At 59.1% G+C, this 11,610-nt stretch carries 8 protein-coding genes; all 8 read right to left on the bottom strand.

From position 1 onward, the window contains the following. Positions 1 to 758: 758 nt before the first annotated feature. Complete coding sequence (locus HALA3H3_RS22445) at positions 759 to 1,619, bottom strand: helix-turn-helix transcriptional regulator (protein ID WP_022523798.1); 861 nt, start codon at positions 1,617 to 1,619, stop codon at positions 759 to 761. Positions 1,620 to 1,733: 114 nt separating this feature from the next. Then, the gene (locus tag HALA3H3_RS22440; RefSeq protein WP_022523797.1) at positions 1,734 to 2,702 is read right to left on the bottom strand and encodes an XdhC family protein; all 969 of its coding nucleotides are present in this window, start codon (positions 2,700 to 2,702) and stop codon (positions 1,734 to 1,736) included. Between the two features lie 698 nt (positions 2,703 to 3,400). Next, entirely contained in the window at positions 3,401 to 4,630 is a 1,230-nt protein-coding gene (locus HALA3H3_RS22435; protein WP_022523796.1) for a benzoate/H(+) symporter BenE family transporter, read from the bottom strand. A 145-nt stretch (positions 4,631 to 4,775) separates the two neighbouring features. Continuing rightward, positions 4,776 to 5,579: an enoyl-CoA hydratase/isomerase family protein gene (locus tag HALA3H3_RS22430; RefSeq protein WP_022523795.1), complete on the bottom strand. Its 804-nt coding sequence runs from the start codon at positions 5,577 to 5,579 to the stop codon at positions 4,776 to 4,778. 31 nt (positions 5,580 to 5,610) lie between these two features. Then, the gene (locus HALA3H3_RS22425; protein WP_022523794.1) at positions 5,611 to 7,140 is read right to left on the bottom strand and encodes an AMP-binding protein; all 1,530 of its coding nucleotides are present in this window, start codon (positions 7,138 to 7,140) and stop codon (positions 5,611 to 5,613) included. Next, positions 7,133 to 7,648: a (2Fe-2S)-binding protein gene (locus tag HALA3H3_RS22420; RefSeq protein ID WP_022523793.1), complete on the bottom strand. Its 516-nt coding sequence runs from the start codon at positions 7,646 to 7,648 to the stop codon at positions 7,133 to 7,135. Before HALA3H3_RS22420 ends, HALA3H3_RS22425 begins: the two co-directional genes overlap by 8 nt. Continuing rightward, the gene (locus HALA3H3_RS22415) at positions 7,632 to 8,459 is read right to left on the bottom strand and encodes an FAD binding domain-containing protein (protein ID WP_022523792.1); all 828 of its coding nucleotides are present in this window, start codon (positions 8,457 to 8,459) and stop codon (positions 7,632 to 7,634) included. Before HALA3H3_RS22415 ends, HALA3H3_RS22420 begins: the two co-directional genes overlap by 17 nt. After that, complete coding sequence (locus HALA3H3_RS22410) at positions 8,456 to 11,431, bottom strand: xanthine dehydrogenase family protein molybdopterin-binding subunit (protein ID WP_022523791.1); 2,976 nt, start codon at positions 11,429 to 11,431, stop codon at positions 8,456 to 8,458. Before HALA3H3_RS22410 ends, HALA3H3_RS22415 begins: the two co-directional genes overlap by 4 nt. Positions 11,432 to 11,610 lie beyond the last annotated feature (179 nt).

The following is an 11,610-nucleotide window of genomic DNA, read 5'->3' as shown; positions in this document are numbered from 1 at the left end:
TTCACGACAAAGCGGTTTAGAAATGTGAGCACAGAAATGAGTCTTCATGTATTGGCGTACAACCTGAAGCGCGTCATAAAGATCTTGGGAGTCAGTGTGTTGATGAGGGCTGCGAGGGCGTAACAGCCCTTTTTTTCTCTGCCTTCTAGGGCCGTGATCACGAATGTAGTTGGTTTCTGATGATTCTATAATTGTCACATCTCACAACAGCAGCGGTCGGCGATTATCGTAGCCATGGCTCAGAAGGGGCCAACGGGCAGCTGAAGGGGAAGACTCTTGAGTCAGACTAGTTTTATTTTGTTTTCACACGGCCAGGACCCAAAGCGGTCAATTAATTAAAGCTAATGTAACACCACATAATCTATCCACGAACTCAAATCGACCATTCAGGCTACCCTCTCAAACCCCAAGTATAAGACCAGGTAGTGTCTAAAAAACCCGGGGCGATTCAGTATTGCCAGCCGGATAACACGGCTGCCAGGTAAGCAGGCTACTTGAGGTGGTTAAATATCTATGACTGAGACAATAATAAAGTCCACGTTGAATGCTTCTGTTGCTCCGAGACGAATTGTTCAACGTTTCCTTAAGATATTTACCAACCTAGATAAGTAGGCTTATTGCGGTGAGTGTCGATTTTAGTCTCAGTTTTTGCTGGTGTTTTTGTACAAGCTCATATTAAACGCACAAAGAGCAAGTTCTTTTATCTTTATGTTCGTTGAGCTAGGCTCGCGAAGACCTCGTGGGCCACGCTATCGTGGTCACGTATCTCCTGTCCAATAACTGTCCACTACACATCGATACTGGCTTGGAGATGCGCCAATGTGTTGGCGGAAGAATCGAGTAAAGTGACCCTGCTCGGTAAAGCCAAGGTTCTCAGCGAGTTGGCCTAGAGTACCGCTGCGCTCTCGCTCAAGCCAAATGAAGGCCCGCCGCATTCTCGCATCATTGAGCATGAGCCTTGGTGTCATGCCAGTGTCTTTGCGAAATAAGGTAAAGAAGTGCGCACGGGATAACCCGGCGGCCTTTGCAGCGTTGGCTACGCAATCAGGGTCGTCAAGATGGGTTTGCAGGTAGGCGCAAGCACGGCGGATGCGTGCATCATTGAATCCTTGGCGCATCTGAGTGCCGAGGCGGCACAGGTGCTTCCATTGCGAGAAATCCTCGATAAGCTCGATTAGAAAGTCGAATAGTAAAAATTCAATGTGCTCTCGGGGAATTAGCCCGGCACTATAGGCCTCGGCTATTAACCGGTCGGCCATCGCCCGTTTCTTGCTGTTAAGCTCAATACTAGGCTGGGCAAAAAATCCCGGATGCGAGCTAAGGGCTAACGTATGCTGGGCTTCAGCCAGCCAGGCCGGTTCGATATAGAGTGCGAGAATCTGTGTCTGCTCGGCGCTGGGCTGGTAATCAAAGAAATGCGGCTGCCAAGCGTTGATCAGTACCGCATTGCGGTCGGTAAGAGGTACCTGATAGCCATTGACGTTGAAAAATGTGTCGGAGCCTGACACTTTCACCAGCACATGGCATTCGTGGTGCGAATGGGTTACAAGTGGTCGGTCCATATCGAGGAGGGCGACTCTCCCGAACTTGCCGTGGAAGACGCGTTGCGCGGTGGACATCGCTAGCTCCTTATGGTCGCGGGTGTAGTGGCAGGATGGTGTGCTCTATAAGTTTATCACCCAACCTGCCGCGGCAGGTGTAGGTCGACCAGCGACAAGTCTACTACTTTCGTTTCAGAGCGCATCGCGACCTTTCCCGTGATAAACGCGCAGTACGTCGGCGACCACTGACAAGGCGATCTCGGCAGGCGTTTTGCTGCCGAGGTCAAGCCCGATAGGCATGTGGATACGCGCGATCTGCTGTGAAGACAGTCCGCCGACCCGGCTCAGCCGTTCAGCACGCCGGATGGAGGTTTGCCGCGAGCCCATAGCGCCGATGTAAAAGGCCGGAGAGCGCACTGCTTCCATCAGCGCCAGGTCGTCGATGCGTGGGTCGTGGGTCAGTGCGACCACAGCGGTAGCTTCGTGGCAATGGCCAGCGGCGATGAATTCGGAAGGCAGCACTGGATGTACTTGAACTCCCTCGGGTGGGCGTCGCAGCATCTCTTCGCGCGGATCACAGGCAATCACCTCACAGCCGATGGTACGAGCGAAGCTGGCGCAGTATTCGGCCACCGGCGACAACCCGGCAAGAATCAGCCTAAGCACAGGGCCGATGCGTATTCGCACGCGTTCGTTCAGGAGCTGCGCAATCTCGCCGCCATGATCGTCCGCCATGAGCACGAAGGCACCGGAGGACAGGTCGAGTTCACGCACCAACCGATGTTGGCCGAGCAGTGCGTTGTACATGCCCTGCAGATGGTCGACCCAGGTTTTGTCCGGTGCGCGATGCTCGACTAGTACCTTAAGAACACCGCCGCACGGCAGTTGCAGCCGCTGACGCTCTTCATCGCTCTCCCCATACAGGACGATCTGGGTCGGTGCACGCAGCTCGCCGTCAGCGAGACTTTCGAGAAAGGCTTCCTCGACGCAGCCGCCCGAAAGGGAGCCGGTGAGTTGGCCGTCCGCCCGCACGGCCAGCATCGCGCCGGGTGTACGGGGTGCCGAGCCGTAGGTTGAAAGCACCGTGCACAGCCAAAAGGAGTGACCCTTGCGAGCCCACTGCAAAGCGGTGTGAACGACCTGAAGGTCGAGTTGACGCATAACAGCATCCTCGTTATGGGCGCGGTCGCATGAGGCGCCGCGTAAGTCTGTAATGTCTACGGTTCTGCACATCCACGTTGCTACTGAAGAGTATGCCCGGATTTTATAGCTAAGAGACCGATGTGGCCGTTCTTCGTTGTAGCACCGGCTCTAGCGGCGTTTGATAATGGCTCTGGCTTAGCCCAAGGCCCCTTTTTTCACCGCAGCTCAGACTCATGCTGCTCTCAGGGATCAACAGGGCTTGCCCTGAATCAGTTTTTTTATGTTGCGCTGCGCCTCCTTTATCTAGGTTTAGCCCTTGACCTCGGGAGTGATGAGGTCGTTTTTCATCTTATTCTTTATGTCTGCACTATAGCCTGTGCAGCTCTGGAGAGGAGTGTTCCAGTCAGTTAACCTTCGAGGCACTGATAGCTGGAACCGAATTTGGTCACGCGCCGACAATTCATTGAGAACCCCATAGCCAAGCTCGAATATCTGTTAGTTATAGTTGTGTTTATATGAATCGACATCGCCTGTACGGAACCGACCGTATTGCGACGACACCACAAATGCCGCTGCAGGGCGTGGTCGTCGTCCTGACCGGCTTGAGGAAAAGTTAGGAATATAGGTAAAGCACTGTTTATTAATGAATTTTGGTGCGCGTAATCACAGTCCACTAAAGGCGACTACCGTGCGCCTGGTACGGTAGTCGCATCCGATCAGCGCTTGATTTCGCCCAGTAGCCCGGATACCAACACTCCAAACAACAGTGCCCAGAATGGCGAGCTGATGCCCATGAAGGAGAACTGACTCATCGCCACGGCTAGCGCAATAAAGGCGCCGATCTGGCAGTAACCGCCCTTTTGGAAGGCCTGCTGCAGTGCGCCGAGCAGTACGCCCAGCATGGCCAGGCCAGCGATCACGACGATCAGCGCCTTGGGGAAAGCCAGGATGAATGGTACGGCAAGCCCGGCGAATAAGCCGAACAGCGCGAACAGCGCACCGTTCACCAAGGCTGCACCATAACGCAGGTTGCGGTCCTCACCGGCCTGCTCAGAGGAGCATATGGCGGTCATCGGGCCGGCAATGTTAGCGTTGTGACCGCCGAGTAGCCCGGCGAGCATGCCTCCGATGCCACTGATTACCGTCATTGCATTGACCGGAGGGCGGTAGCCCTCTGTAATCAGCACACCGGTCGCCTGAGCGTTTTCTGCACCAATCACCAGTGCCGTCAGCGGGATGGTGATAGCCAGGAAAGCGTCCAGAGAGAAACTAGGGAGGGTGAAAGCCGGCATGACGAAACCGATATTCACGTCAGCCGGCTGCAGTTGGCCCATGGCGAAGGCCAGGACCAGCCCAACAACGCCAGCCACCAGCACCGGTGGTACCGATTTGGCGAACCGAGTAACGAGGAAGAAGCTCAGCGCCGCGGCTCCTGCGATGATGGGCGCGGTGACAACCGAGTCCACCGCACCGGTGGCGAAGCGGATCAGCGCACCTGCGATCATCGCCATCACGATCGGCATCGGTAGCCAGCGCATTAACCGGCCGATCAACCCGGTGACACCGAGGATCAGCACTAGCAGGCCGCTCATGATGAAGGCCCCGATAGCCTCGCTGAAGGGAATGACACTGAGCGAACCGACCAGGATCGCTGCGCCGGGAATGGTGTAGGCACCGCAGATCGGCTGACGATAACGCAGCGCCATGAAAAGGCTGATCAGGCCGCCCAGCACGTACACGGCGAACAGCCAGGCGACCGTCTGGCCATTGGTCAGGCCCCCTGCTTCGGCGGCATTGATAATGACCAGCGCAGGGCCAGTGCAACCGAACAGCGCGGCGACAACACCTGCACTGATGGACTTCGAGTTGAATGCATGGCGCAAGGGGGTCTTCGTAACTGGTTCGGCATGGGAAGCGTTTGCACCGGGTGCGACGGGGCTAGACATGGGTGTGCTCCGCTAGTTAATTGTTTTATAAGAGTCAGGGCGGTTTGGCATACGGTGGCGGGGCGCTTAGCGCTTAGCCCATACAGGCCATCAGGTGCTAGGTCGACGGTTGCCCAGACGTGCAACCGTCGCAGTCACATAGGTATTACTCGCCGCGGAATACGGCCGGACGCTTGCTGTGGAACGCCTCGACGCCCTCCTTGAAGTCCGCCGAGCTACGCAGGCGGCTGTAGCAGTGGCCTTCCATCTCAATGGCGACCTTTAGTGATGCGTCCTCGTTGTCGTTGATCAGTTTCTTCGCCGTACGCTGGGCGAGCGGCGAGAATCGGCGCAGTTCATCGACCATCGCATCGACGGTGCTTTCTAGATCTGCGTCGGGCACGCACTCTGTGACGAAGCCCCAGTCATAACCTTGCTGGCCGGAGATGCGCTTGGCGCGCATAACGATGTGCTTGGTGCGTGTGATGCCGATCATCTTTTGTAGCCGAGCCGAGCCGCCAGAGCCAGGAATCTGGCCGAGGTTTTGCTCGGGCAGAGCATAGCGGGTGGTTTCCGACGCAATGCGAAAATCGCAGGCCAGCGACAGCTCGAAGCCGACGCCGAAGGTGTAGCCGCGGTTGGCCACGATCACCGGCTTAGTGCACCGCTCCGGCGCGGCGACGTTCCAGGCCAGCTTAGAAACGTGCTCCGGCGAGGCCTCCAAAAAGCCTTTGATATCGCCGCCGCTCGAGAAGTGTTCGCCTTGGGCACGTAACACGATCACCCGGATCCCGGAATGGGCATCAAACGCTTCAAAGACCTGGCGCAGGATGTCACGCTGGCTCATGGCGATGACGTTGAACGGCGGGCGGCCGAGGATGATGTCCCCGCGCTCGTGCTCGAGGTTCAGTTCCACGGTGAAGCCGTCGAACTCAGTGCTCAGGAATTGTTCGATCTGCTGAGTATTCATGTAAGTTCTTTCCTCGTGTAAAGCAATAGTGTTAGTTGGCGGAAGTGGGGTGGCCGTAATCGGTCACCAGTACGCGGCGCAAGATCTTGCCGACCGGGGACTTGGGGATCTGGTCGATGAATTCGTAGCGGCGCGGGCGCTTGAAGCGCGCCAGACCCGAGGATACGCAGTGGGCGTCCAGCTCTTCCTCAGTAATCGGATGACGCAGCTTGATGAAGGCGACGACCAGCTTGCCCCATTGTTCGTCGGGTAGGCCGACCACGGCGACTTCCTCGACCGCAGGGTGCAGCGATAGGGCGTTCTCGATCTCCGCCGGGCTGACGTTCTCGCCACCGGTAATGATCAGATCGTCGACACGACCAGTCACAAACAGGTCGCCGTCCTCGTCGAAGAAGCCAGTATCGCTGGTGAAGTACCAACCCTCATGGATCGACTTGGCATCGGCGTCGGGCCGCTTCCAGTAGCCTTCGAAGGCCTCGTCGCTGGACAGGTCGGCGATGATCTGGCCTTCCTCGTTGTGCTTGCAGAGGTCGTCCGGCGACTCGCTGCCCAGCGCCACCACGCGAATGCGTTGGTTCAGCGCGCTGCGACCAGACGAGCCAGGCTTGGCGCTGGCCTTCTGGTCGATGGTGAAGGTGTAGATTTCCGAGCTGCCATAGTGGTTGACGAACAGCTCCGGCTTGAACGCGGCCTCGACACGTTGCAGCAGCCCATCGCTCATGGACGCGCCGGCGAAACCTAACTTGGTGACGCTGGCTACCCGCTCGGGGCTGAAGGCCGAATGTTCAATCAGCATGTGGTAGAGCGTCGGCACCAAGTACAGGTTGGTGATCTTCTCGCGCTCGATGGCGTCCAGCGTGGCTTCCACATCGAACTTTGGCACGCAGACGAAATGCCCGTCTAGCAATGCCATCGACAGTAGCGAACGCACGCCCATGGTGTGGTAGAGCGGCATCACGCCGAGGGTGCATTCCTCTTGGCTATACATGTTCTGCGCTAAGTGGGCGACCGCGGCGGCGCGTTCGGCGCGGTGGCGGCGCGGCACGCCCTTGGGCCGGCTGGTGGTGCCGGAGGTGTAGAGCATCAACGACCAGTCCTCGGGGTCGGCGCGCAGGATGATTTCGCTCGGCGTTTCGGCGCACAGTTCTTCGAAGCTGATCGCGTTATCGTTGCCCGGCTGGCCAACACTGACGCACTGCCAGGTGCTCCTGCCGCAACCGGCAACGGCTTCTTGGGCTGAATCGTCATGGATAACCACACGCGCTTCGGCGTCATTGGTGCACCAAGCGAGTTCGTCGGCGGAGGAGCGCCAGTTGAGCGGGGTCATTATGATACCGCTGAACTGGCAGGCCCAGTGCAGGGTCGCCATCTGCCAGCGGTTCTGCATTACCGCCACGAGGTGGTCACCTTTTTTCAGGCCGAGCCTTTCGAGCCCGTGCGCGGCACGCTGGATGTCGCTGAACCAAGCCTCGTAGCTCTTCTTCAGGTCGCCGTCGCTGATCGCTATGGCATTAGGGCGCCGCTCGACCGCGGCGAGAAAGCTGCGTCCAAGGTCAAACATCGTTGTTGTTCTCCACAAGTGTTACTTGTCGTTGCTGCGCCACTTCTAGCACCGCCCGGACCATGCCGGTGTAGCCGGTGCAGCGGCACAGATGCCCGGAGAGCATGTCGCGAACTTGGGTTTCGTCCGGGCTCGGGACGCGCTCGAGGAATTCCACGCAGGACATTAGGATGCCCGCGGTGCAGAAGCCGCACTGCAGAGCGTGATGGCGGCTGAAGGCCTGCTGCAGGTCGTTCATGATGTTGTCGCGTGACAGCGACTCCACCGTGTCGACCCGGCGCTCGTGGGCCTGCACGGCGAGCATTAGGCAGGAGCGTGAGGCAACGCCATCGACCAGCACGGTGCAGGCGCCGCAGACGCCGTGTTCGCAACCGACATGAACGCCGGTGGTGCCCAATTCGTGTCGCAGGAAATCACACAGCTGCATGCGTGGCTCGGCGAGCCCTTCACGTTGACGGCCGTTGAGTTCTATCTGTATGGGGAAGCGCTGATCAGCTCGCACGTGCATGGTCGTTGTCCTCGATCAGTTGTTGGCCCAGTTCCCGCACCAGCTGGCGGCGGTAGGGTGCGCTGGCGTGCACGTCGTCTTGGGCGCCAAGCGACCAGGCCAGGGTATTGAGTGAATCCTTCAGTTCTGCCCCCAAGGGCAGGCGGCGCAACGTTGGCCGGTCGGCGACGCCGCCGACACCCAGGTCCACCTCGCCTTGACGGATACAGGCGGCGAGCGCCACCAGGGCGAAGTCACCGTGGCGCATGGCGACCTCGTAGAAGCGGTAGATCACGTCGGCCTCACGCAGTGGAAATTGGACTTCCACGACCATCTCGTCCGGCCGCTTCTCAGTGGTTAGCACGCCTTGGAAGAACTCGGCGGCGGGAACCTCGCGGCGCTTGCCCTTGAGCGATTCGAGCACTACAGTGCCGCCCAAAGTGACCAGACACAGCGGAATTTCGGCGCTCGGGTCGGCATGCGCGACCGAGCCGCACACGGTGCCGCGATTGCGCGTCTGGAAGTGGCCGATCCAAGGCATCGCCTGGGCCAGCAGGGGGACTTCATCGACTAAGCTTGTACGGTCGAGCAGTTCGACCTGACGCACCGCCGCACCGACCTTAAGGCAGTTGTTTTCCACCTTCAGATAATGCAGATCGCTGGCCTGACTGATGTCGATCAGCACCTTCGGCTGGGCCAGGCGCATGTTCAGAACGGCCATCAGCGACTGGCCGCCGGCAATGATCCGGGCCTGTTCACCGTGCTCTGTAAGCTGCTGCAGGACCTCGCGCTTGTTGGCCGCGCGGACGTAGTCGAATACGGCGGGTTTCATTTCGTACCTCCCATGCCGAGCAGGGCGCGCAGGCGCTGCCACAGGCTGGTGTCGATAGGCTTGCCGGAAAGCCGCTGGGCCAGACGGGTGAATATTTGGCCAATGATTACGCGCGAGGCGCTCTGCAACATGCGCCCGCCGACGGCGGCGACCTTACCGGTCACTGCGGCCTCATAGGCGTACTCCAACCGTGTATTCCCGTTCTCCAGCGCCACCAGGTTGATCTTTGCGCTGCCGGTAGCCGAGCCCATAGGGCTGTTGCCGGAGCCGGACAGACGTAGCGAGTGCGGTGGATCGAGGTCGGTCAGGGCGACCCGTGCGGCGAAGCGCGCGCGGATCATGCCCACGCCGACGGTGACGTCGGCCCGGTAATGGTTTTCGCTTTCCAGTTCCAAGGCGTGGCAACCCGGGATGATGGCCTTCAGCGTCTCGGGGTCGAGAATGGCGTCGAATACCTGCTGCGGTGACGCGGGAATCTCAACCAAGTCGTTAGCCTGCAGGGCCGAACCACCGGCTACCTTCGGTGCATCCATAACAAGACCTTCTGGCGCCGCCGGCTCGTCGATGCCGATCATCGAGCGAACCCGCGACGGCGTCAGAGGAAGCTTGATGTCAGAGCGGCCTAGCGCATCGGCTACGGCATTGGCGATGCACACCGGAGTGCTCATGTTGTTGCCTTCACCGACACCCTTAGCCCCCAGCGGGGTGAAGGGCGAGGGAGTTTCCATGTGCAGGATCACCGGGTCGACTACCTCCGGTGCGGTCGGGATCAGGTAGTCGGCCAGGGTGCCAGAAAGGAAGCTGCCGTCCTCGCCGTAGGCAAACTCTTCCATTAGCGCCACGCCCAGCGCCTGGGAATAGGCACCGAGGATTTGTCCCTCGACCAGCATTGGATTGAGAATGCGCCCGGCGTCATGGGTAGTGACGTACTTGTCGATGCGTACCTGACCGGTGACACGATCGATCTCTACTCCGCAGAAATCGAGGATGAAGCCGTAACACAGAGAGCTGTTAATGCAGTCCTGGTCGTTCGGCGCCTCGAGTTGGGGAGGCGTCCAGAAGGCAGTTTCCCGCAGACCGCCCGTTGCGCCTTCCGGCAGCAGGCCCGGTGACCAGTGGGTGGTACCAGCCACACGATGAAAGGGCTGGCTAGGGCCGTTCTCTACGAAGATCTTGCCGTCGGCGAATCGGACGTCAGTGGAGGATACCTGCCACATGTCCGCGGCGATGGCGGCCATGCGTTCACGGATCTTCAAGGTGGCGTTATACACCGACCCGGCGACGGCGCCCGAGAAGCGGCTCGAGTAGTTGCCGGAGGCTATCGACCAGGCGTCCTTGCCGGTGTCCAACTCGACATTCACGCTGATGCTTTCCAGCTTCACACCTAGTAACTCGCTAATGATCTGCGCGACCACTGTTTGATGGCCCTGACCTTGCGGTGTCGAGGACACGTGAGCGGTCACGCTGCCGAGCGGGTCGACACTGACTGTGGCAGTGCTCACTGCTCCATTCTTCGGTCCAGCCTTCTGACGCTCTTCGGGCGTCATGGCGACGGTGATGTAGCCCATGTTGGAGATTGAGGGTTCCACCACAGCGGCATAGCCTATGCCATACAAACGTCCCTCGGCACGGGCCTGGTCACGGCGCTGTAGGAGCTCGTCGAGATTGCCTTTACGGCGCGCCAGTTCCACAGCAGCAGGATAGTCGCCGGAATCGAGCAGTGCGCCCGCTGCTGCGCGGTAGGGGAACACGCCAGCGGGAACCAGGTTGCGCTGGATGACCTCGAGCGGGTCGAGGCCGAGTTCTGCAGCGACGTGTTGCATCAGCCGCTCAAGGGCGAAATAGACCTGACCGCCCCCGAATCCGCGGTTCAGTCCGGTAGGCATTTTGTTGGTGAGCACCACCCGGTTGCGCACCGCCAGGTTTCGGATGGTGTAAGCGCCACTGAGATTACCGTGCATGCGGTAGAAGGTGGCTGGTTCAGGGGCCCGTAGGTAAGCGCCACAATCATCAATCTGGTCGTAGCGCAGGGCTGTGACGCGGCCATTGGCTTCCACTGCGGCCTCAATTTCGCAGACGCGGTTGGTGGCGCTGGAAGAGGCCTGTAGATGCTCGAGGCGATCCTCCACCCACTTCACCGGAGCACCGACCTTGCGCGAGGCCAAGCCCATCAGCACCACATAGGGGAACACCCCCTGCTTGATGCCGAAGCTGCCACCGGAATCCGGCGGGGTACGCAGGCGCAGGCGGTTGGCCGGCACGTTGAGTGCCCGGCACATTACCGAGTGCAGCGCGTAGGGGCCCTGGAAATTGGCCATTACATCATAGGTTTCCGAGGCTGGCAGGTACTGCGCCAGTACCACGTAGCATTCAATCGGCGTGCAGGAGTTTCGCGGGTACTGAACCTTCAGTGTGATGCGGTGTGGCGCTTCGGCGAAAGCCCGCTCCGGGTCGCCGTAGCGGAAGCTGCGTTCGTTTACCACGTTGCTGCCTACGGCTTCGTGCAGAATCGGCGCATCATTTAGGGTGGCCGCTTCGGGGTCGATGATTGGTGTCAGCGGCTCGTATTCGACCTGAACGGCATCCAGAGCATCCTCGGCTAGGTAGCGGTCGTCGGCAATCACTACGCAGACCGGTTCGCCAACGTAGCGCACCTTGTCGACAGCCAGAGGCCAATGCTCCATAGGTGCTCTGACGCCCACTGGAAACGGGTTAGACCAGCGCTTGACGTCATCGCCAGTGAGCACACCATGTACGCCTTTCATAGTCAGAGCGCGTGAGGCATCCACCGAACGGATACGGGCGTGGGCATGGGGAGAACGGACAACAGCGGCTTGCAGGGTCCCTGGTGGTGTCGCCATGTCGTCAGCGTAGCGACCTTGGCCTTGAAGCAGAGCTGCGTCCTCGACTCGAGCCTGACGACTTCCGATGTGACCGATGGTGGCTTCGGCAATACTTTTTTGCATATTCATGGCGAGCTCTTGTTTTTATGCACGAAAATTTAAAGCTAATTCTCGCCAATTACCCGGCGCGACGCTTTGCCTGGAAATATGCATTCATGCCTTAGAGTCTGGTTATTTGCCCTGGAGTCTTATAGTACGGTGAGCGTACTAGCCTTCCTCAGCAATAGTCAGTCTCAATACTGAGTCTA

Source organism: Halomonas sp. A3H3, assembly GCF_000982975.1.
GTDB classification, from domain to species: Bacteria; Pseudomonadota; Gammaproteobacteria; order Pseudomonadales; family Halomonadaceae; genus Vreelandella; species Vreelandella titanicae.
The sequence above is the reverse complement of the archived record's forward strand: the minus strand, read 5'-3'. Positions and strand labels throughout refer to the sequence as shown.